General features: G+C 68.3%; 18 protein-coding genes and 1 pseudogene. 16 read left to right on the top strand and 3 right to left on the bottom strand.

Annotated elements, in window-relative coordinates; translation table 11 throughout:
• The first annotated feature begins 118 nt into the window (after positions 1-118).
• The 8 genes from ACIHAO_RS38670 to ACIHAO_RS38635 are packed head-to-tail and all read left to right on the top strand — an operon-like array spanning position 119 to position 7,013.
• Positions 119-1,588, top strand: a complete 1,470-nt coding sequence (locus ACIHAO_RS38670; protein ID WP_396566552.1) for a 2-hydroxymuconic semialdehyde dehydrogenase — start codon at positions 119-121, stop codon at positions 1,586-1,588.
• Complete coding sequence (locus tag ACIHAO_RS38665) at positions 1,585-2,376, top strand: 2-keto-4-pentenoate hydratase (protein ID WP_396566550.1); 792 nt, start codon at positions 1,585-1,587, stop codon at positions 2,374-2,376. The genes ACIHAO_RS38670 and ACIHAO_RS38665 overlap by 4 nt, the downstream gene beginning before the upstream one ends.
• Positions 2,373-3,305, top strand: coding sequence for an acetaldehyde dehydrogenase (acetylating) (locus ACIHAO_RS38660; RefSeq protein WP_396566548.1), 933 nt, complete (start codon positions 2,373-2,375; stop codon positions 3,303-3,305). Before ACIHAO_RS38665 ends, ACIHAO_RS38660 begins: the two co-directional genes overlap by 4 nt.
• Positions 3,302-4,309, top strand: coding sequence for a 4-hydroxy-2-oxovalerate aldolase (gene dmpG, locus ACIHAO_RS38655; RefSeq protein WP_396566546.1), 1,008 nt, complete (start codon positions 3,302-3,304; stop codon positions 4,307-4,309). The genes ACIHAO_RS38660 and dmpG overlap by 4 nt, the downstream gene beginning before the upstream one ends.
• Positions 4,306-5,073 carry a 2-keto-4-pentenoate hydratase gene (locus ACIHAO_RS38650; RefSeq protein ID WP_396566544.1) on the top strand — a complete coding sequence of 256 codons (768 nt, stop codon included), beginning with the start codon at positions 4,306-4,308 and terminating at the stop codon, positions 5,071-5,073. Before dmpG ends, ACIHAO_RS38650 begins: the two co-directional genes overlap by 4 nt.
• Positions 5,070-5,498 carry a RidA family protein gene (locus ACIHAO_RS38645; protein ID WP_396566542.1) on the top strand — a complete coding sequence of 143 codons (429 nt, stop codon included), beginning with the start codon at positions 5,070-5,072 and terminating at the stop codon, positions 5,496-5,498. Before ACIHAO_RS38650 ends, ACIHAO_RS38645 begins: the two co-directional genes overlap by 4 nt.
• A complete protein-coding gene (locus tag ACIHAO_RS38640; protein WP_396566540.1) occupies positions 5,495-6,016 on the top strand; it encodes a 3-hydroxyanthranilate 3,4-dioxygenase in 522 nt (173 codons plus the stop codon). The genes ACIHAO_RS38645 and ACIHAO_RS38640 overlap by 4 nt, the downstream gene beginning before the upstream one ends.
• 1 nt (position 6,017) lies before the next feature.
• Positions 6,018-7,013, top strand: a complete 996-nt coding sequence (locus ACIHAO_RS38635; protein WP_396566538.1) for an amidohydrolase family protein — start codon at positions 6,018-6,020, stop codon at positions 7,011-7,013.
• Positions 7,014-7,018: 5 nt separating this feature from the next.
• On the opposite strand, the gene ACIHAO_RS38630 is transcribed toward ACIHAO_RS38635, so the two are convergent.
• On the bottom strand, positions 7,019-7,942 hold the full coding sequence (locus tag ACIHAO_RS38630; RefSeq protein ID WP_125677929.1) for a LysR substrate-binding domain-containing protein: 924 nt from the start codon (positions 7,940-7,942) through the stop codon (positions 7,019-7,021).
• A gap of 26 nt (positions 7,943-7,968) precedes the next feature.
• Here ACIHAO_RS38630 and ACIHAO_RS38625 point away from each other — a divergent pair, with 26 nt between their 5' ends.
• The 5 genes from ACIHAO_RS38625 to yicI all read left to right on the top strand — a co-directional run bounded on the left by ACIHAO_RS38625 (position 7,969) and on the right by yicI (position 14,590).
• Complete coding sequence (locus ACIHAO_RS38625) at positions 7,969-9,144, top strand: carboxylesterase family protein (RefSeq protein WP_396566536.1); 1,176 nt, start codon at positions 7,969-7,971, stop codon at positions 9,142-9,144.
• Positions 9,145-9,373: 229 nt separating this feature from the next.
• Positions 9,374-10,651, top strand: coding sequence for an ABC transporter substrate-binding protein (locus tag ACIHAO_RS38620; RefSeq protein ID WP_396566534.1), 1,278 nt, complete (start codon positions 9,374-9,376; stop codon positions 10,649-10,651).
• A complete protein-coding gene (locus ACIHAO_RS38615) occupies positions 10,648-11,532 on the top strand; it encodes a carbohydrate ABC transporter permease (RefSeq protein ID WP_396566532.1) in 885 nt (294 codons plus the stop codon). Before ACIHAO_RS38620 ends, ACIHAO_RS38615 begins: the two co-directional genes overlap by 4 nt.
• Positions 11,529-12,341, top strand: coding sequence for a carbohydrate ABC transporter permease (locus tag ACIHAO_RS38610; protein ID WP_396566530.1), 813 nt, complete (start codon positions 11,529-11,531; stop codon positions 12,339-12,341). The genes ACIHAO_RS38615 and ACIHAO_RS38610 overlap by 4 nt, the downstream gene beginning before the upstream one ends.
• A complete protein-coding gene (yicI, locus tag ACIHAO_RS38605; RefSeq protein WP_396566528.1) occupies positions 12,338-14,590 on the top strand; it encodes an alpha-xylosidase in 2,253 nt (750 codons plus the stop codon). Before ACIHAO_RS38610 ends, yicI begins: the two co-directional genes overlap by 4 nt.
• A gap of 87 nt (positions 14,591-14,677) precedes the next feature.
• Here yicI and ACIHAO_RS38600 read toward each other — a convergent pair whose 3' ends face one another.
• Together ACIHAO_RS38600 and ACIHAO_RS38595 are read right to left on the bottom strand one after the other, a co-directional pair.
• Positions 14,678-15,685 (bottom strand): LacI family DNA-binding transcriptional regulator, encoded by a 1,008-nt coding sequence (locus tag ACIHAO_RS38600; RefSeq protein ID WP_396566526.1) that lies wholly within the window; start codon positions 15,683-15,685, stop codon positions 14,678-14,680.
• Positions 15,686-15,723: 38 nt separating this feature from the next.
• Entirely contained in the window at positions 15,724-17,913 is a 2,190-nt protein-coding gene (locus ACIHAO_RS38595; protein ID WP_396566524.1) for a glycoside hydrolase family 3 C-terminal domain-containing protein, read from the bottom strand.
• A gap of 253 nt (positions 17,914-18,166) precedes the next feature.
• Here ACIHAO_RS38595 and ACIHAO_RS38590 point away from each other — a divergent pair.
• The 3 genes and pseudogenes from ACIHAO_RS38590 to ACIHAO_RS38580 all read left to right on the top strand — a co-directional run.
• Positions 18,167-19,164: pseudogene (locus tag ACIHAO_RS38590) on the top strand (glycoside hydrolase family 3 protein); the annotation flags it as partial.
• Positions 19,165-19,338: 174 nt separating this feature from the next.
• The gene (locus tag ACIHAO_RS38585) at positions 19,339-21,153 is read left to right on the top strand and encodes a glycoside hydrolase family 3 C-terminal domain-containing protein (protein WP_396566626.1); all 1,815 of its coding nucleotides are present in this window, start codon (positions 19,339-19,341) and stop codon (positions 21,151-21,153) included.
• 38 nt (positions 21,154-21,191) lie between these two features.
• Positions 21,192-21,887, top strand: a complete 696-nt coding sequence (locus tag ACIHAO_RS38580) for a hypothetical protein (RefSeq protein WP_396566522.1) — start codon at positions 21,192-21,194, stop codon at positions 21,885-21,887.
• Positions 21,888-22,063 lie beyond the last annotated feature (176 nt).

Below are 22,063 nucleotides of genomic sequence, written 5' to 3'. Positions count from 1 at the left end.
GCCGCTCGGTTCGGGGGAAGGACGTAAGGGTCGAGCCTTGCGGGTATGCGCATTTCGGTATAGCTGGCGAGCAGATACGCATTTGTTCCGCATGGCGCGTCCGGTCAGAGTGAACGGCATGACGCAGTCAGTGCGGTGGATCCGCAACTTCGTGGACGGTGAGTTCGCCGAGCCGGACGGGCCGGGTTTCCCGGCCGTCGATCCGGCGACCGGTGCGGACTTCGCCAGGGTGCACGAGGCCGACCGGGAGCTGGTGCACCGCGCGGTCACCGGTGCGCGCGCGGCGTTGCACGACGGCTGGGCGGACACGCCGGTGCGGGAGCGGACCGCGCTGCTGCGCCGGGCGGCCGACCGGATCGAGGCCCGGTTCGAGGAGTTCGTCGCGGCCGAGGTCGCGGACACCGGGAAGCCGGTCACCCAGGCCCGCGAACTGGACGTGGCCCGCGCGGTGGCGAATTTCCGCACGTTCGCCGACGTGATCGCGGCCGCCGGCCAGGAATCGTTCGTCACCGACCTGCCCGGTGGGGCGCAGGCGCTGAACTACGCGGTGCGCAAGCCGCTCGGCGTGGTCGCGGTGATCGTGCCGTGGAACCTGCCGCTGCTGTTGCTGACCTGGAAGGTCGCGCCCGCGCTCGGCTGCGGCAACGCGGTCGTCGTCAAGCCGAGCGACCAGACCCCGTCCACCGCGACCCTGCTGGCCGAGGTGCTGGCCGAGGTCGGTTTGCCCGCTGGTGCCTACAACGTGGTGCACGGCTTCGGCGGAGATTCGGCGGGGCAGTACCTGACCGAGCATCCCGGCATCGACGGGGTGACGTTCACCGGCTCGTCGGCCACGGGAACCCAGGTGATGCGCACGGTCGCGCCCCGGGTCCGGCCGGTGTCGTTCGAACTCGGCGGGAAGAACGCCGCCATCGTGTTCGACGACGCCGATCTCGACGAGACGCTCGCCGGGTTGACCCGGTCGGTGTTCGCCAACACCGGGCAGGTGTGCCTGTGCACCGAGCGGGTGTACGTGCAGCGCTCGGTGTTCGATGACGTGGCGGCCGGGCTGGTGGAGCGGGCGCGCGGGTTGCGGCTCGGCGACCCGTCGGCGGAGCGGACCACCACCGGCCCGCTGATCTCGCCGGAGCACCGGCGCAAGGTGCTGGACTACCTCGCGCTGGCCGAGGAGGCCGGCGCCAAAACCCTGATCGGCGGCGGGATTCCCGAGTTCGGCCCGGAACTCGACGGCGGCTCGTGGCTGGAGCCGACCTTGTGGACCGGCCTGACCAACAAGGACCGGCCGGTGCGAGAGGAGATCTTCGGCCCGGTGGCCGCACTGATCCCGTTCGACACCGAGGACGAGGCGATCGCGTTGGCCAACGACACCGAATACGGGCTCGCGTCCTCGGTGTGGACCCAGGACCTGCGCCGGGGACACCGGGTCGCGCAGGCCATGCACGTCGGTATGTCCTGGGTGAACACCTGGTTCCTGCGCGACCTGCGCTCGCCGTTCGGCGGGATGGGGCTTTCCGGGATCGGCAGGGAGGGCGGCGCGTCTTCGCTGCACTTCTACACCGAGCCGACGAATGTGTGCGTGCGGCTGTGAGCGCGCCGATCGAGGCCGCCGCCGCCCGGCTCGCGACCGCGGCGAGCACCGCGACCACGTGCCCGCCGGTGCGTGAACTTCTTGGTACGCAAGATGTCGACGCGGCGTATGCGGTGCAGCGCAGGCTGCGAGACGAGCGGGTCGCGGCGGGCGCCAGGGTCGCCGGGGCGAAGATCGGGCTGACCGCGCCTTCGGTGCAGCGGCAGTTCGGCGTGTACCAGCCGGACTTCGGCGTGCTGTTCGACGACATGCTGTACGCGCACACCGAACCCGTTCCGTACCGACGGTTCCTGCAACCCCGTGCCGAAGGCGAGATCGCGTTCGTGCTCGGCCGCGATCTGGACGTGCCGGGCGCTTCGGTCGCGGACGTGCTGCGGGCGACCGAGTTCGTGCTGCCCGCGATCGAGATCGTGGACTCCCGGATCGACGCCTGGGACCTGTCCATAGTGGACACGGTGGCGGACAACGCGTCCAGTGGCGCGGTGGTGCTGGGGTGCACTCCGTTCTCGCTGACCGGCCCGGATCTCGCCGCGACGGGGATGACGTTGGAGCTCGACGGGGAACCGGTGTCGTTCGGCGCGGGCCACGCCTGCCTCGGCTCGCCGGTGGTGGCGGTCGCCTGGCTGGCTCGCGAGCTGGCCGCCCGCGAGCAGCCGTTGCGCGCGGGCGACGTGGTGATATCCGGTGCGCTCGGCCCGATGGTGCCGGTCACGGGCGCGGGCCGGTTCCGGCTGCGCCTCGACGGACTCGGCGAGGTCGACGCGGTGATCGAGGAGGAGACTCAGTGACAGCAACGGTTCCGGTCGCCGTCATCGGCTCCGGCAACATCGGCACCGATCTGATGATCAAGGTGCTGCGGTTGTCGAAGACGCTGCGGATGGCCGCGATGGCGGGTATCGACCCGGCCTCGGACGGGTTGGCCAGGGCCGCCAGGCTCAAGGTGGCCACCACCCACGGCGGCATCGACGGCCTCGCCGCGCTTCCCGAGTTCGCCGACGTGCGGGTGATCTTCGACGCGACGTCGGCCGGTGCGCATCGGCGGCACGCGGAGGTGGCCGAGGAGCACGGCAAGCTGATGATCGACCTGACCCCGGCCGCGCTCGGTCCGTTCGTGGTGCCGCCGGTGAACCTGGACGAGCACCTCGCCGCGCCGAACGTGAACATGGTGACCTGCGGCGGACAGGCCACGATCCCGATCGTGGCCGCGGTGTCCTCGGTCGCGCCGGTCGCGTACGCGGAGATCGTCGCGTCGATTTCGTCCCGCTCGGCAGGACCGGGGACCAGGGCGAACATCGACGAGTTCACCGAGACGACGGCGGCCGCGATCCGTGAGGTCGGCGGTGCCGCGATGGGCAAGGCGATCATCGTGCTGAACCCGGCCGACCCGCCGATCGTCATGCGGGACACGGTGTACTGCCTGGTCGAGGGCGAGCCGGACCGGGAGAAGATCGCGGCGTCTGTCCGGCTGATGGCCGAGCGGGTGCGCGACTACGTGCCCGGCTACACACTGAAACAGGAAGTGCAGTTCGACCCCGTGTCCCGGCAATGGGTGCCCGAGCTCGGCCGCGAGATCTCCGGGCTCAAGGTCTCGGTGTTCCTCGAAGTCTTGGGCGCGGCCCACTATCTGCCGGACTACGCGGGAAATCTCGACATCATGACCTCGGCGGCGCTGCGCACGGCCGAGCGGATCGCCGAACTGAGGGGGTGGCTCGGATGAAGGTCTACCTCCAGGACGTGACCTTGCGCGACGGTATGCACGCGATGGGGCACGCGTACACAGTGGACCAGGTCCGGCGGATCGTGTCCGCCGTGGACAAGGCGGGTGTGGCGGCGATCGAGGTCGCGCACGGCGACGGGATCGGCGGGTCCAGCGCGACGTACGGATTCGGCGCGCACACCGACGAGGAATGGATCACCGCGGCCGCGGAGGTGATCGAGAACGCCACGCTGACCACGTTGCTGCTGCCCGGTATCGGCACCATCGGACAGCTGCGCCGCGCCCGCGACCTCGGGGTGCGCAGCGTCCGGATCGCCACTCACTGCACCGAGGCCGACGTGGCCGCGCAGCACATCGCCTGGGCGCGCGAGCAGGGCATGGACGTGTCCGGATTCCTGATGATGAGCCATCTTTCCCCGCCGGCGGCGCTCGCCGAGCAGGCCAGGCTGATGGAGTCCTACGGCGCGCATTGTGTGTACGTCACCGATTCCGGTGGGCGGCTGACGATGAACGGGGTCGCCGAGCGGATCGACGCGTACCGGCAGGTGCTCGGCGAGCACACCGAGATCGGCATCCACGCGCACGAAAACCTTTCCCTTTCGGTGGCGAACAGTGTGACCGCGGTCGAGCACGGCGCGTACCGGGTGGACGTCGCGCTGGCCGGACAGGGCGCGGGAGCGGGCAACTGCCCGGCCGAGCCGTTCGTCGCGGTCGCCGACCTGCTCGGCTGGGAGCACGGCGCGGACCTGTTCGCGTTGCAGGACGCGGCGGACGACCTGGTCCGCCCGCTGCGGGAACGGCCGGTGCAGGTGGACCGCGAGACGCTGACCCTCGGTTACGCCGGGGTGTACTCGAGTTTCCTGCTGCACGCCGAGCGCGCGGCCGCCCGCTACGGACTGGACACCCGGCGGATTCTCACCGAGGTCGGCAGGCGGAAGCTGGTCGGCGGGCAGGAGGACATGATCGTGGACATCGCACTCGACCTCGTACGGAGCAGCACATGATGGCCACCGAGGAGATGTCGGCGCTCGCCGACCGGCTGGACACGGCGCAGACCTCGCGTGTGGACACCCCGAGCCTGGCCGACGATCACGAGTTCGACATCGCCGACGCGTACGCGATCCAGGCCGCGCTGGTGGCCCGCCGGGAGAGCCGTGGCGAGCGGGTGCTCGGGGTCAAGCTGGGGCTGACCAGCAAGGCGAAGATGGCGCAGATGGGCGTGTCCGAGGTGATCGCCGGCAGGCTCACCGACGCGATGCGCGTCGCCGACGGCGGCGAGGTCTCGCTGGCGGGCTTCATTCACCCGAAGGTGGAGCCGGAGGTCGCGTACCGCCTGGCCCGCGATGTCGACCTCGCCGACCCCGCGTTCGACGTGGAGTCCGCTGTGGACGCGATGGCACCGGCGATCGAGATCATCGACTCCCGGTACCGCGATTTCCGGTTCACCCACACCGATGTGGTCGCGGACAACACCTCGGCCGCCGGGTTCGTGCTCGGCCCGTGGCGCGCGTTCGGCGAGGTGGCGAACCGGGCGGTGCGGCTGCGGTCCGGGGACCGCGAGGTGACCGGCTCGACGGCGGCGATCCTCGGCGATCCGGTGCGCGCGCTGCACGCGCTGGTCGAGCTGTGCCGGAAACGGGACATCCCGTTGCGGGCCGGGCAGGTGGTGCTGGCCGGGGCGGCGACCGAAGCGGTGCCGTTCGCGCCCGGCGTCGCCGAGGCGGACATCGCCGGACTCGGCCGGGTTTCGGTGCGGGGGCTGGCATGAGCGGGCGAGTGATCTCAGGGCTGGCCAAGCCGAGGGGCCGGTTCCCGCATGTGAAGGTCGCGGGAGACCTGATCTTCGTGTCCGGCACCAGCTCCCGGCGTCCGGACAACACGTTCGACGGCGTCGAAGTGGACGAACTCGGTACCACGAACCTGGACATCCGGGCGCAGACCCGCGCGGTGATCGAGAACATCCGCGGCATCCTGCACGAGGTCGGAGCCGACCTCGCCGACATCACCCAGATCACCACCTTCCTGGTTTCGATGAACGATTTCGGCGGCTACAACGAGATCTACGGCGAATACTTCGACGAAACGGGCCCTGCCCGCACCACGGTCGCCGTGCACCAGCTGCCGCATCCGCATCTGCTGATCGAAATCCAGGCGATCGCTCATCTACCGAAAGGCACGGAGGTCCCGCGATGACCCGCATTCCCGACGTCGTCAATTTCCAGGCCTGGATCGCCGAGCACGAGCATCTGCTCAAGCCGCCGGTGAACAACCGGACCATGGCGCTCGGCAACGATTTCATCGTGCAGATCGTCGGCGGGCCGAACCAGCGCACCGACTTCCACGTCGATCCCTATGAGGAATGGTTCTACCAGCTCAAGGGCAACATGCACGTGAACATCATGACCGACGAGGGTCAGAAGACCGTCCGTATCTCCGAAGGCGACACCTGGCTGCTGCCGGGCGATATCCCGCACTCGCCGCAGCGCCCGGAAGCCGACTCGATCGGCCTGGTCATCGAACGCGTCCGCGAGGAGGGCACGCTGGAGAAGTTCCAGTGGTACTGCCTCGAATGCGCCGCGCTGGTGCACGAAGTGGAACTCCAGGTGCGCGACATCGTCGAGGATCTGCCGCCGGTCTTCACCGCGTTCTACGGCGACGAAAAGGCCCGCACCTGCGGAGGCTGCGGCGCCCTTCACCCGGGGAAGGGTTGAGATGACCGGCCTGATCGACATCCACACGCATTACGTGCCGAACGGCTGGCCGGATCTGCGCGCGGACGCCGGGCCGGACGCGCCGTGGCTGCGCGCGGAGACCGAGCGTGAGGCGATGATCATGATGGGGGACAAGGAGTTCCGGCGGATCGGCGCGGACTGCTGGAACGCGGAGACCCGGCTGCTCGACATGGACGCCGACGGCGTGCGCACCCAGGTGGTCTCCCCGACGCCCGCGTTCTTCAACTACGGCCGGACCGGCGAGCAGGCGGGCCGGATCGCCCGGATCTTCAACGATCTGGCGCTGGAGATCGTCGCACCGGCGCCGGACCGCCTGATCCCGTTCTGCCAGGTTCCGTTGCAGGATCCCGACGCGGCGTGCCGCGAACTGGAACGCTGCCTGGCCGCGGGGCATCGCGGGGTGGAGATCGGCAACCACGTCGGAGACCAGGATCTGGACAGCGCCGGGGTGGAAACCTTTCTGCAGCACTGCGCGTCGCTCGGGGTCCCGGTGTTCGTGCATCCGTGGGACATGGCCGATTCGCCCCGGCTGGACCGGTGGATGGCGCGGTGGCTGACCGCGATGCCCGCCGAAACGCATCTGTCGATTCTGGCGCTGGTGCTCGGCGGCGTCTTCGACCGGATCGACGCGAGCCTCAAGATCTGCTTCGCGCACGGTGGCGGTTCGTTCGCGTTCTGGCTCGGCCGGATGGAGAACGCCTGGCATCGGCGGAACGACGTGATCGGCACCTCGGAGTTCCCGCCGTCGCACTACCTCGACCGGTTCCACGTCGACTCGGTGGTCTTCGACGAGCGCGCGCTGCGGCTGCTGGTGGACACGCTCGGCGCCGAGCGGGTGATGGTCGGCAGCGACTACCCGTACCCGCTCGGCGAACGGCCGGTCGGCGAGGTGGTGCGCAAGAGCGGGTTCCTGAGCGAGACCGAGCGGCAGCTGATCACCAGTGGGAACGCCGAGCGCTTCCTGTCCTTGTCATGACCGTCCTAAGGGGACATGCCGGTGGCGACGTCGGTCAGGCTGCGGATCAGTGCGTCCACCGACGGGCTGAGCGTGCGCTGGGCGGGCAGGGTGAGTCCGACGCTGTGCCCGATCGGTTCCAGCGCCAGCGCGACCCGGGTGATTCTCGGATCGTCCTTGGTGATCAGGCTGGGCAGCGCGGCGATCACGTCGGTCTCCAGCAGCAGCTGCCGCACGGTGAGGAACGACGTGGTCTCCACCCGGTTCGCCGGGAGCGGGAAGCCGTTGCGGGTGAACAACTGTTCCAGCTCGCGGCGCAACGCGGTCTCCGCTCCCGGCAGGATCCACGGATACTCCGCGAGGTCGGCCAGCTCGACGCCGGTCGCGCCCGCCAGCGGATGGGCGGTGCGCACCACCAGGTCCACCGACTCGTCGTACAGCTTGCGCCGTTCGATCCGCTCGTCCGAAGGCGCGGTCAGCCTGCCGATGATCAGGTCGACCCGGCCTGCTTCCAGCTCCACCAGCAGTGCTTCCGGAGAGCCCTCCCGGACCACGATGGTCAGGTACGGCCGCTCGGTCTTGATCGCCGCGATAGCGCGCGGCAGCAGCATGTTCGACCCCGCGAGATGGGTGCCGACCACCACCGTGCCGCGTTCGGCGTCCGCCAGCTCGGCGACGTGCCGACCGGCCTGCTCGAGCTGGGCGAGCACCGCGCGGGCGTGCCCGGTGAACGCCTCGCCGAACACGGTCGGGGTGATGCCGCGCGGGCCGCGTTCGAACAACCGCACGTCGAGGATCTCTTCGAGTTCGTGCAGACTTCGAGTCGCCACCGGCTGTGTCACGTGCAACTCGGCGGCGGCCCCGACCACGGTGCCCTGCCTGGCCAGCGCGTCGAGCAGGACGAGATGGCGGAACTTCAAACGACCGTCCAGCAGGCGAGGCAAGATCACCAGCCGATCCTACCCGCGAGGTGCCCATGACCACGATTGTCCGAACCGGACCGATTCGCTATGCCACAGCGGCGCGATTCGCACCGCCGGTCGCCGTTTCGGCGCAGGCGCCGTCGAGCGGGGAGATCAGTCCGCAACCGCCGTCCCGGCTGGACCGGGTGATGGGACCGCCGCGCGATCGCCTGCCGCAGGGCGAGGACTGTCTCAACCTGACGATCAGCACCCCCGGCCTGGACGACGGACGCAGGCCGGTGCTGGTGTGGCTGCACGGCGGCGGATTCTCCAGCGGTGGCGGATTGCTGGACTGGTACGACGGCGGTGCGCTGGCGGCCGAAGGCGACCTGGTGGTGGTCGGCGTCAACTACCGGCTCGGCGCGCTCGGCTACCTGTATCTGGACGGTGTCAGCCCCGGCAACCTCGGGCTGGCCGACCAGCTGGAGGCGCTGCGCTGGGTACGCGCCAACATCGCGGCCTACGGCGGTGACCCGGACAACGTGACGGTCGCCGGGCAGTCCGCGGGCGGCATCTCCATCCGGCTGCTGATGGACCTGCCCGAGGCACGCGGTCTGTTCCGGCGGGCGATCCTGCAGAGCGCGCCGCTCGGCCTCGGCGCCCGTTCGCCTGGACGAGCGGAGAAGATCGGCCAGGTGTTCGCCGACGCGCTCGGCACCGACCCGCGCACTGCCGGGATCTCGGAGATCCTTGCGGCGCAGAGGGAAACCGCGCTGACCAACCTGCGGCTCAGCGGCGACCCGATGGAGCCCGCGTTCATCCCGGTGGACACGCTGGACAAGGCGTCCTTCGCGGCCAACGTGCGCGACCTCGACGTGTTGTACGGCTGGAACGCCGATGACATGACCGCGTTCCCCGGCGCCGCCGGCACCGACGAGATCTACGTCGAACCGCTGACCGCTTTCGGCGACCGGCTGCGCTCGGCCGGAGCCGGCGTCTGGTCGTATCGCCTGGACTGGCGGCCCGAGGGGTCCGAGTTCGGCGCCACCCACTGTGTCGAGCTGCCGCTGCTGCTCGGCACCGAGCGGGCCTGGCAGGACAGCCCGATGCTCGGCAAGGTCCCGTGGCCCGAGGTCGACGCCTTCGGCGCTGCCCTCCGCGCCGTCTGGGCGACCTTCGCCCGCACCGGCACCCTCGACCCCACTCCAGTCGCGAGCCACCCCATCCGCTTCGGCCCCGACATTCCGTGAAGGCCTCCTTGAGGGACCCAGAGTCCCTCAAGGAGGCCTTCACGGACATCGGCCCAGGCGAAAAGGGCCTGACAGTAGAGGTGGGAGCGCGCCCGGTCAAGACGTTGTGCTGACCGGGCGCGCGGTCCTATCGTGTCCATCGAAGCGCTTCGACAGTTCGGATCACCGCGGATTCCGAGGAGGCCACGATGGCCGGCGAGCATCACCACTTCTCTGGAGGGAACCCCTGATGTCGAAGCGTGTACTGGCCGCCGCGATGGTCGCCATGTTGGCCGTCGCGGGCTGCGGGTCCGGATCCGGCAGCGGCGACCCGAAAACCCTGAAGCTGTGGCACTACGAGCCGCCGGACAGCGCGATGGGCGTGGCCTGGGCCGAGGCGATCGAGCAGTTCGAAGCGACCCATCCCGGCGTCAAGGTCGCCTTCGAGGAGAAGGGCTTCGAACAGATCCAGAAGACGGCGCCGATGGTGCTCAATTCGGGCGACGCGCCGGACGTCCTGGAATACAACAAGGGGAACGCCACCGCGGGACTGCTCTCCAAGCAGGGACTGCTGACCGACATCAGCGAAGAAGTCGTCAAACGCGGCTGGGACAAGCAACTCACCCCGGCCCTCCAGACCACCGCCCGTTACGACGAGAACGGCGTGATGGGATCCGGCAACTGGTACGGCATCCCGAACTACGCCGAGTACGTGAAGATCTTCTACAACAAGGACATGTTCGCGCGGCAGGGTCTCGAGGAGCCGAGGACCATCGAGCAGCTGACCGCGGCCATGGCCAAGTTCGCCGGTGCCGGGGTCACGCCGCTGGCCGTCGGCGGCTCGGAGTACCCGGCGCACCAGGTCCTGTACCAGCTCGCCCTCACCAAGGCCGACCGCGGCTGGGTGGACCGCTACCAGCGCTACACCGGCAAGGTGGACTTCCACGACGCCGCGTGGACCTACGGCGCGACGACCTTCGCCGACTGGGTCCAGAAGGGCTACATCAGCAAGGATTCCGCGGGGGTCGACGCGGAGGGTATGGGCATGTCGTTCATGCAGGGCAAGTACCCGATCATGATCAGCGGCAGCTGGTGGTACGGCAGGCTGGTCCAGAGCATCAAGGACTTCCAGTGGGGTTCCGTCCCGTGGCCGGGGATGACCTCGGGTTCCGCGGGCAACATGTGGGTCATCCCCAAGGGTGCGAAGAACCGCGACCTCGCGCTCGACTTCATCGCGATCACGATGTCCCAGCCCATCCAGGACAAGCTGCGTGAAGCCGGCGGTGTCCCGGTGGTGAACAGCCCCACGCCACCGGCCGAGCCACGGCTGAAGGATCTGGTCGAGGACTTCACCGCTCTGTCCACACAGGACAGGCTGGCGTTCTATCCCGACTGGCCCGCTCCCGGGTACTACGACGTCCACGTTTCGGCGACCCAGAAGCTCATCACCTCGAGCGCCCAGCCGTCGCAGGTGCTCGACGAGCTCGCCAAGCCCTACGAGGAGAATCTGGCGAACGTCGGCAAATGACCAGGGGACGGGGAAACTACCTGCTCTTCCTGATCCCCGGCGCGGTGCTGCTGATCGCGGTGATCCTGGTGCCGTTCGCGATGAACATCGGCATCAGCTTCACCCAGTGGTCCGGCGCCGGGGATCCGAAGTGGACAGGGCTGGACAATTACCGGCGATTGTTCGCGGACGACGTCTTCTGGGCGTCGTTCCGTCACAACCTCGGGCTGGTGGTGGCGATGGCCATCGTGCCGACCGTGGCAGGGTTGGTGATCGCGGCCGCGCTGTTCGATTTCGTGGCCAAGCGGTTCGGGACGCGGGCGGCCAGCGTGCTGCGGGCCTGCGTCTACCTGCCGCAGGTGCTGCCGATCGCTGTCGCAGGCATCGTGTGGAGCTGGATCCTGGCGCCCGAGGGCGCGGTGAACGAACTCCTGTCCGCCGTCGGGCTCGGCTCGCTCGCCCAGAACTGGCTGGGGGATCCGGATGTCGCGCTGTGGAGCGTGATGGGCGTGATGGTGTGGATCCAGGTCGGCTATCCGGTGGTCATCTTCATGGCGGGGATGCAGCGTGCGGATCCCTCACTGCACGAGGCGGCGGAACTGGACGGCGCGTCGTGGTGGGGCCGGTTCTGGCATGTGACGGTGCCGCAGCTGCGGCCCGAGGTCTTCGTGGTCCTGCTGACCTGCACCATCGCCGCACTGAAGGTGTTCGGACCGATCTACGTGCTGACCAGGGGAGGCCCGGGAGGGTCCACCAACGTGCCGTCGTACTACTCGTTCCAGAACTTCTTCGAGAAGACCCAGGTCGGCTACGGAGCGGCGATCGCGACCGTGCTCACGGTGCTGATCCTCGTGCTCACCACGGTGTTCCTCCGGATCCAGAGGCGAGGTGAGCACGCGTGAAACGGCATGTGACGCTCTGGTCGTTGATCGTTCTCGCGGTCGTGATGCTGGCGCCCTTCCTGGTCGTGGCGTTGAACGCGCTGAAGTCCCCGGCCGAATACGCGGCCGACGGCCCATTGTCCTTTCCGGACGGGGTGTACCTGCAAGGGCTGATCGACTTCTGGGTCCGGGTCGAGTTCGGGCAGAAGCTGCTCAACAGCGTCGTGATCAGCGGGTCGGTCGCGGTGCTCGCGGTGGTGATCTCGGTGCTGAACGCCTACGCGCTGGGCATCGGCAGAGTCCGCGGCCGTACGTGGATCCTGGTCGCGTTCCTCATCGCGAACACGCTGCCGCAGGAAGCACTGGCGTACCCGCTGTACTTCCTCGCCAACGAAACCGGTCTCTACGACACCCAGCTCGGCGTGATCATCATCTTCACGATCATCCAGGCCGCGTTCGGCACCTACCTGCTGTCCTCGACGTTCGTCGGATTCCCGCACGAGCTACTCGAGGCCGCCTATCTCGACGGCGCGAACAAGTGGCAGACCCTGGTGCGGATCGTGGTGCCGATCAGCAGGCCCACCCTCGGCGTGCTGTTCGTGTTCTTCTTCATCTGGACGTGGAACGAGTTCTTCCTGCCGCTGATCCTGCTGATCTCCAACGACACCCAGACCGTCCCGGTCGCACTGGGTGTGCTGCAGGGCCAGCGGATGATGGACGCGACCATGACCAGTGCCTCGGCGTTGCTCGGGGTCATCCCGGCGATCGCCTTCTTCCTGATCTTCCAGCGGACGTTGACACGTGGAATAACGGCAGGGGCGGTCAAATGAAGTTCAGCAACGGCTACTGGCTGCTGCGCGACGGGGTACAGGCGGCGCATCCGGTGGAGGTGTACGACCTCACCGCGGGGGACGGCCGGATCGTGGTGCACGCGCCGACCCATCCCGTCCGCCACCGCGGCGACCTGTTGAAGGGACCGGTGGCGACGGTCGGCTTCTCCTCGCCGATGCCGGACGTGATCGGGGTGAGCGTCACGCATTTCGAGGGCGGGCTGCCGCGAGAGCCCCGCTTCGAGCTGTCGGCCGTCGACGAGGAGGCGAAAGTCTCCGAGGACGGGCACACGCTCACCGCGGGCGCGTTGTCGGTCCGGCTGCGTCGCGGCGAGGGGTGGAAGGTCGACTTCGTCGCGGACGGCAAGGTGCTCACCACCAGCGGGGCCAAGGGGATGGGCTTCATGAGCCTCGACGGTGAGCACCATGTCCGCGACCAGCTGGACCTCTCGGTGGGAACCCAGGTCTACGGGCTCGGCGAGCGATTCGGGCCGCTGGTGCGCAACGGGCAGGTCGTCGACATCTGGAACGCCGACGCCGGTACGAGCAGCGAACAGGCATACAAGAACGTCCCGTTCTATCTGACCAACGCCGGTTACGGCGTGTTCGTCGATCATCCGGGGCACGTGTCCTTCGAGGTCGCCTCGGAAGCGGTGTCGCGGGTGCAGTTCAGCGTCGTGGGCCAGTCGCTGGAGTACTTCGTGATCTACGGTCCGAGCCCGAAGGAGATCCTGCGCAAGTACACGGCGCTGACCGGCAGACCGGCGCTCCCGCCCGCGTGGTCCTTCGGCCTGTGGCTGTCGACGTCGTTCACCACGTCCTACGACGAGGAGACCGTCTCGGGATTCGTCGACGGCATGATCGAACGCGACCTGCCGCTGAGCGTGTTCCACTTCGACTGCTTCTGGATGCGCGAGTTCAACTGGTGCGATTTCGAATGGGATCCGCGGACGTTCCCGGACCCCGTCGGCATGCTGGAGCGGCTGAAAGCGCGGGACCTGCGCATCTCGGTGTGGATCAACCCTTATGTGGCACAACGGTCACCGTTGTTCGCCGAGGGCGTCGCGGGCGGATACCTGCTGCGGAAACCGAACGGCGACGTGTGGCAGTGGGATCTCTGGCAGCCGGGGATGGCGCTGGTCGACTTCACCAACCCCGCCGCGCGCGAGTGGTACGCGTCCAAATTGGACGCTCTGCTCGAACAAGGCGTGGACTGTTTCAAGACCGACTTCGGCGAGCGGGTGCCGACGGACGTCGTCTACTTCGACGGATCCGATCCCGAGCGGATGCACAACTACTACACCTATCTCTACAACCAGACCGTCTTCGACGTGCTCCGCGAACGGCGTGGGGAGGGCGAAGCAGTGGTGTTCGCGCGCTCGGCGACGGCGGGCTCGCAGCAGTTCCCGGTGCACTGGGGCGGCGACTGCGAATCGACGTACGAGTCGATGGCCGAGAGCCTGCGCGGCGGCCTTTCGCTCGGCCTGTCCGGTTTCGGATACTGGAGCCACGACATCGGCGGCTTCGAGGGCACCCCGGATCCGGCGCTGTTCAAACGCTGGATCGCATTCGGGATGCTGTCCTCGCACAGCAGGTTGCACGGCAGTTCGTCCTACCGGGTGCCCTGGCTGTTCGACGAGGAGGCCGTCGACGTCCTGCGGGTGTTTTCCAAGCTCAAGGCGCGGTTGATGCCGTACCTGTGGCAAGCGGCGGCACAGGCGGCGGCCGAGGGCACGCCGATGATGCGGGCGATGACGCTGGAGTTCCCGGCCGATCCGGCGTGCGCCCACCTGGAGCGGCAATACATGCTCGGCGATTCACTCCTGGTGGCGCCGGTGTTCTCGGATGAGGGCGAGGTGACCCATTACGTGCCGGACGGTGTGTGGACCGACTTCTTCACCGGCGACGAGATCCAGGGGCCGAGGTGGGTGACTACCGTCTGCGACATGCTCACCGTCCCGCTTCTGGTGCGTCCCAACACCGTTCTGCCGCTGGGTGCCGTCGACGACCGGCCGGACTACGACTACGCCGACGGCGTCACGCTACGGCTGTACCGGCTGGAGGACGGTGCGAGGATCACCACCACCGTCGGCGGTTCGACGTTCCGCACCCGCCGGGAGGGCGACAGCGTCCACATCGACGTCGACTCCGCGCCCGACGGCTGGCAGGTGGCCTTTCCCCAGGGGGACGAGACGATCGTGGCGACAGGAAGCACGCTGACTATTCGCGGCGCTGTCCCGCCGGCTTAGGGGCACGGGGAGTGCGCGCCCAATGTGGCATTGGGGACGCTCAGCGCCTCCAATGCCACATTGGGCGCACGGCAAGCGGCGCCGGGCCTAGGAAGGGGCCGGGCCGGTGCTACCCCGTTCGGTCAGGCGGGGTGACAGCAGCCGGACCTCGGCCTGGCCCCCGTCGTCGAGACGGCGCATCGCCATCTCGACGGCGAGGCTGCCGAGTTCGGCGGCGGGGATGGCGATCGAAGTGAGCTGGACCGACTGCGCCTCGGCCATGTCCTCCGGGCAGACGGCCAATACCGAGATGTCCTGGGGAACCTGCTTGCCGCGACGGTTCAGTTCGGACAGCAACGGGCCGAGGATGGCCTCGTTGTGCACGACCAGCCCGGTGACGCCGGGGTGTTTGGCGAACACGTCGTCGAGGCAGTCACGCAGCGCGTCGTAGGAAGGCGCGCAGGGGAACGAACCGGCGCGCACCTTGCGTTTCGTAGCCGTCTGGCGGAAGCCGCGCAGGAAACGTCCCGCGTAGCTGGTGCCGCGTTTGTAGACCGCGGGGGAGGGGCCGATCAGCGCGACCTCGCGATGGCCGAGGTCGGCGAGATGCGTGACGCTCGCGGCGCCGGCGGCGGTGAAGTCGAGATCGACGCAGGTCAGGTCGCCGGGGTCGGCGGGAACTCCGATCAGCACCACCGGCCGGTGCAAGGATCTCAGCACCGGGAGACGCGGCTCGGAGGTTTCGACGTCCATCACGATCAGCGCGTCCGCGATGGCGGACGCGGCGATCCGGCGCAGGCCGTCCGGGCCCTCGTTCTTGGTCAGCAGGAGGACGTCGTGGTCGTAGGTGCGTGCCTCGGTGACGGTGGCCGCGACGAACTGCATGACCACCGGGACGTTCAGGTCCGTCCGCAGCGGGACGACGAGAGCGAGCACGTTGGTGCGGCTGCTGGCCAGCGCGCGGGCGCCCGCGTTCGGGTGGTAACCGAGTTCGCTGATGCTGTGCTGCACGCGGCGGCGGGTGTCCTCCGAGATCGAACGCCGTCCGGACAGCACGTAGGACACGGTGCTCGGGGAGACCCCGGCCGCCCGGGCGACGTCTGCGATGGTGACCATCAGCCGATGATAGAGGGAGTCGAATCGATTCGACGGGCTCAGCCCTTGCTCAGCTCGATCAACCGCGGCAACGCGTCGGTCGGCAGCTCGACACCCCGATAGGCCGTGAGTTTGGTGAACTGGCGCATCGGCATCGAAGCGACCATGCGCATCCAGTCCACGCCGCTCTCGGCCCGGTTGCTCTGCCCGGCGAGCAGTTCGCCGAGCTTCGGACCCACGATCGGGTGACCGAACCACTCCGCGACCGTCGAGTCGATCGACAGGACCGGGATGATGACGTCGCCGGCCAGCGTGAGGGGCGCTTCGGCGACGATCTGCGCGGCGCTCCGGCCGATCTGGACGGTGTACTCGCCGGGCGAGACCACCCATCGGCTCAGTTCGATGTCGTACCAGGCGAAAGCGCGGCGATCGAGGCTGAGTTCGACGCGGCGGGTCTCGCCCGGTTCGAGCGAGATCTTGGCGAACGCGCGGAGCTCCCGTGCCGGGCTGCGGACGGGAGCGGCGTTGGTGGCGACGTAGACCTGGACGACGTGTTTACCGGCGCGGGTTCCGGTGTTGGTGACGTTCACCGCGACGGTGGCGGAGTCGTCGCCCGTCGCCGTGACCGTCAGTTCGCCGGTCTCGAAAGTCGTGTAGGACAGGCCGTGGCCGAAGGGGTAGCGGACAGCGACCTCGGCGGTTTCGTAGTAGCGATAGCCGACCATGACCCCTTCGCCGTACCGGACATGGCCCGACTCGCCGGGGAAATTGAGGTAGCTGGGGTTGTCCTGCAAACGCAACGGAATGCCTTCGGCGAGATGACCCGACGGGTTGGTGACGCCGAACAGGAGGTCGGCGAGTGCGCTGCCGCCTGCCTGGCCGAGCAGCCAGCCGTCGAGAATGGCGTCGACGTCGTCGTGCCAGCCCTCCAGCGACACCACGCCGCCGTGGGAGAGGACGACCACGGTGCGCCTGCTCGCCGCCGCGACCGCCTTGATGAGCTCCACCTGTGCCGCGGGGAGGTCGATGGTGTCCCGGTCGAAGCCCTCGGATTCGTCCCTTTCGCCCAGACCGGCGAAGACCACCGCGACGTCCGCCTCACGGGCGATCTCGACGGCGTTGTCGGCAAGGCCGCTCGCGTAGGTGACGGATTCGCCGAGTGCCCGGATCGCGTCGAGCGCGGTGTCGACCCGGGTGGGATTGACGTGGGAGCTGCCGCCGCCCTGGAAGCGGGGGTTCGCGGCGAACTCGCCGACGACCGCCACCGCGGTTCGCGTGGCCAGGGGGAGCGTGTCCCGGTCGTTCTTCAGCAGGACGGCGCAGTCGGCGGCGACCTCTTTCGCCACCCGGTGCTGCTCGCCGGGGTCCACGCCGCCGCTCGGCGGCAACGCCCGGCCGGTGAGGGCGAGAACGCGGCGGACACTCCGGTCGACGACGTTTTCGTCCAGTTCTCCGCTCCGGACCGCCGCCACGATCTCGGCGTCGCCGCTGCCGCCGGTGCCCGGCATCTCGAGGTCCAGCCCGGCCGCGAGCGCGGCGACCCGGTCGTTCACCGCGCCCCAGTCCGAGACGACGGCGCCGTCGAAACCCCATTCGTCACGAAGGACGTCGGTGAGCAAACGGCGGTTCTGGGAGGCGTAGACGCCGTTGACGCGGTTGTACGAGCACATCACGGTCGCCGGATGCGCTTCGGTCACGACGCGTTCGAACGCCGGGAAGTAGATCTCGCGCAGGGTCCGCTCGTCGACCTCCACGCTGACCCGCATCCGGTCGGTCTCCTGGTTGTTGGCCGCGAAATGCTTCACCGACGCGCCCGCGCCTTCGGCCTGCATGGCCCGCACATAGGCGCCGGCGAGCACTCCGCTCAGCAGCGGGTCTTCGGAGTAGTACTCGAAGTTGCGGCCGCACAACGGGGACCGTTTGATGTTCACGCCCGGGCCGAGGACCACCGAGACCCCGGCCGCGCGGGCTTCCCTGCCGATGGCCGCGCCGATCCGCGCGGCGACCTCGGGATCCCAACTGGAACCCACCGCGACCGACGGCGGGAAACACGTGGCGGACACGCTGTCGTGCACGCCGAGATTGTCGGCCTCGCTGTCCTGCCGTCGCAGGCCGTGCGGGCCGTCGGAGAGCAGGATCGACGGGATCCCCGCGGCCTCGATCGCCTCGGTGTGCCAGAAGTCGCGGCCGGACAGCAGTGACGCCTTCTGTTCCAGCGTGAGGCCGGTGGGTTCGATCTGGGAGGTCAACGGGATTCCTTCCGGCTGGGAACTGTCCACTGTGTTCGAGAGTGCCAGACGGATACGCCGGTGGCACGGGACGGCCGGGCGAGCATTGTCTCGTCGTGTCCTGTCCGCTAACATCGCCGTAACGCGACTGTCGAATCGTTTCGACAATCGAATCTCTTGCTCGATCGGCCCACGATCACCACCGCACGAAACTCGCCGAATCTCGCCGCCCCGTTTCGTCGAAGCGCTTCGATAACCTCGCGATGGAGTCTTCATGAGCAGAGCAGCTCTCCTTGTCCGCCCACGCCGGATGGGCATGGTCGCCACGACGATCGCCCTGGTGCTCGGCCTCGCCTCACCCGCGGTCGCGGACGAGCTGAACGCTCTTCCGTTCCGTGATCCGGGCCTGCCACTGGCCACGCGGGTGGACGATCTGGTGGGGCGGCTGACCCTCGCGGAGAAGGTGTCGTTGCTGCACCAGTTCCAGCCGGCGATCCCGCGGCTGGGCATCCCCGAATTCAAAACGGGAACCGAAGCACTCCACGGCCTCGGCTGGACGACGGAGCGCACGAACGGCACCGTCGTGACCGCGAACGCCACGGTCTTCCCCCAGGCGATCGGGCTCGCTTCAACCTGGGACCCGGCATTGATCAAGCAGGTCGGCGCGGTCGTCGGGGACGAGGCGAGGGGCTACCACTCGCAGGATCCCGGATTCTGGGGACTCCAGCTGTGGGCGCCGGTGGTGAACCTGCTGCGCGATCCGCGATGGGGACGCAACGAGGAGGGTACTCCGAAGATCCGCTGCTGACCGGGGCCATCTCGACGGCGTACGGCAAGGGGATGACCGGCGACCATCCGGAGTACCTCAAAACCGCTCCGGTACTGAAGCACTACCTGGCCAACAACAACGAGATCCGCCGCGACACCACGTCGTCGAACCTGCGCCCGCGAGTGCTGCGCGAGTACGACGAGCAGGCGTTCGAACCGGCCATCGCGGCCGACGCGGCGACCGGCGTGATGGGGTCGTACAACCTCGTCAACGGAAGGCCCGCGACGGTCAACCCCGACCTCGACGGCGTCGTGCGGACGTGGACCGGCAAGACGCTCTACAACGTCAGCGACGCGTCCGCCCCGTACAACCTGACAGGCTCCGAGAAGTACTACGGGACCAATGAGGAAGGCTTCGCGGCCACGCTCAAAGCCGGTCTCGACGGCTTCACCGTCGACAACCAGAACCCCGGCCCCACCATCAAGATCATCACGTCCGCGCTCGCCAAGGGATTGCTCGCCGAGGCCGACATCGACAAGGCGGTGAAGCATGTCCTGAGCGTCCGCTTCCGGCTCGGCGACTTCGATCCGGACGGTGGCCCGTACGCCAAGATCGGCAAGGACGTGGTCAACAGTCCGGCGCACCGGCAGCTCGCCCGCAAGTCGGCGGGCGAGGCCATGGTGCTGCTGAAGAACGACCGCGGAGCCCTCCCGCTGGACCCGAAGCGCGGTGTCGCGGTCATCGGCCCGCTGGAGAAGACCCTGTACACCGATTGGTATTCCGGCGGACTGCCGTACAAGGTGACCCCGCTGGACGGGATCCGCGCGCGGCTCGGCGGCGGGGCACAGATCGCCGACACCGAGGCCGTCGACAGGATCGCCTTGCGCGACGCCACCACCGGCGAGTACGTCAGCGGCGGCGCGGGCGATGCGGGCGCGGTGCTGAAGACCGGCGCCACCAGCGTCGGGGCCACGGAACAGTTCGACGCCTTCGAGTGGGGCGACGGCGTGCTGACCTTGCGCAGTGTCGCGAACGGGAAGTACGTCGAGCGCCAGAATCTCGGCGATGCCACCAGTCCGTTCCTCAACCAGGCACCGCAGCCACGGGACTGGTTCGTCCACCAGCAGTTCAAACTGGAGGACGCGGGTGACGGCACGGTCGTCATCAGGTACGCCGGTTACGAGCTCCCGAACGACTGGGACGGGCCGAACAGCTATCTCACCGTCGCCGCCGACGGCACGCTGACCCTGGGCTCGCCGAACGCGGCGGGAGCGGCCAAGTTCCGCAAGGAGCAGCTCACTTCGGGCATCGACAGCGCGGTGAAGGCGGCGCGATCGGCCGAAACGGCGGTCGTGGTCGTGGGCAGCATGCCGTTCATCAACGGCAGGGAAGACCACGACCGCACCTCCACGGCGCTGGCGGCGAGCCAGAGCGAGCTGATCAAGGCCGTGCGCGAGGCGAATCCGAACACCGTCGTGGTGGTGGAGAACAGCTATCCCACGACTTTGAACTGGGAGCAGGAGAACATCCCGGCGATCGTGTGGACCTCTCACGCCGGTCAGGAGACCGGCAACGCGCTCGCCGACGTGCTGTACGGCGACGTGAACCCGGCGGGCCGCCTCACCCAGACCTGGTACCGGTCGGACGCCGAACTCCCGGACATCCTCGACTACGACATCATGAAACGCGGCAGCACCTACCAGTACTTCACCGGTGATCCGCTCTACGCCTTCGGACACGGCCTGTCCTACACGAACTTCCGCTACAGCGACCTGCGCCTCGGCAAGCCGGATCCACAAGGGACGTTCGAAGCGACGGTGAAGGTGACCAACACCGGGAAACGCGCCGGCGACGAGGTGGTGCAGCTGTACACCCATCAGCTCGTCTCCCGCGACAAGCAGCCGAATCAGCGGCTTCGTGACTTCGAGCGGGTGCGCCTGGAGCCGGGGCAGACCAAGACGGTGCGCCTGTCGGTGCCCGACCTCCGGCATTGGGACGTCACCCGGGGCAAATGGGTGCTGGAATCGTCCGTCCACGACGTGATGGTCGGCGCGTCCGCCTCCGACATCCGGGTGCGCTCGGCGCTCCCCGTGCGTGGCGAGCAGATCCCGCCGCGCGACCTGACCCGGGACACCAGGGCGATCGACTTCGACGACTACTCGGGTGTCGAACTGGTCGACGAAAGCAAGGCCCGCGGCGACGCGGTCGGTGTCGGCGCGGGAGACTGGCTGCGCTTCAGCGACGTGGACTTCCGTTCCGGGGCAAGGACATTCACCGCCAAGACGGCTCGCGCCGAAGCGGGAACGTCCACTGTGGAAATCCGGCTCGGCGGCCCGCGTGGCAGACTGGCGGGAACCGCGCGGATCGCCAGTACCGGCGACAAGTACACGTACTCGACGACCACCACGACGTTGTCCGGGCTGAGTGGACGTCACGACGTCTACCTGGTCTTCACCTCCGATTCGAGAATCAGCACGTTTTCTCTGCGGTAGCGGTCCATTTGGTGAAAAGACACGGAAGGAACCCGGCTATGCGTAGGCAAGCACGATCCTTGATGGGCAGTGTCGTCCTGGCGTTGGTCGCCACCTTGGTGCTGGGAGGGACGGCGCAGGCCGCCACCTGGAGTTCTTCGGACAAATGGGGGAGCTGGTCGAACGGCGGCTACACCGTCCGCAACAACGTCTGGGGCGGAGGCGCCGGCCCGCAGTCGATCTGGGCGAACTCCTCCAGCAATTTCGGCGTCTGGGCGGACCACCCGAACACCGGCGGGGTGAAGTCATATCCGCATTCGGCGAAGAACATCGGCCGTCAGTTGAGCGGACTGCGGAGCCTTTCCAGCAGTTTCAACGTTTCCAGGCCGGGTGGCGGCGCCTACGCGACGGCGTACGACATCTGGGCGAACAACAACGCCTACGAGATCATGCTGTGGATGAACAAGCAGGGCGCGGTGGGCGCGATCGGCTCGAAGGAGACCACGGTCTCCGTCGGCGGCCACACCTGGGACGTCTACCGGGGGAGCAACGGCGCCAACGCGGTGTTCTCGTTCCTGCGCACCTCCAACACGAACGCGGGCTCGGTCGACGTGCTCGCCGTGCTGAACTGGATCAAGAACCGGGGCTGGTACGGCGACGTGACGGTCGGTGAAGTGCAGTTCGGCTTCGAGATCACGTCGGCCGGCGGCGGGATGAACTTCTCGTCGAACAGTTATTCCGTTTCGTCGTCCTGATCGAGGAACCCAGTACATGATGGCCCCCTTGCTTGTGCCTAGTGTCCTGCGCCGGAAGTTCGCGCCGTTAATCCGTGTCGATAGCCGGCCGTTTCGCGCCTGGCCCGGGGGGCATGAGGTGTGTCGGGGGAGCCACGGAATGCCCCCCCGGGGGGGGGGAAGAAGGGTTGGGGGAC

This window comes from Amycolatopsis sp. NPDC052450 (assembly GCF_044547565.1).
In the GTDB taxonomy this organism is placed as follows: domain Bacteria; phylum Actinomycetota; class Actinomycetes; order Mycobacteriales; family Pseudonocardiaceae; genus Amycolatopsis.
Note: the sequence above shows the minus strand (reverse complement) of the source record. Positions and strands in the feature narration are given on the sequence as shown.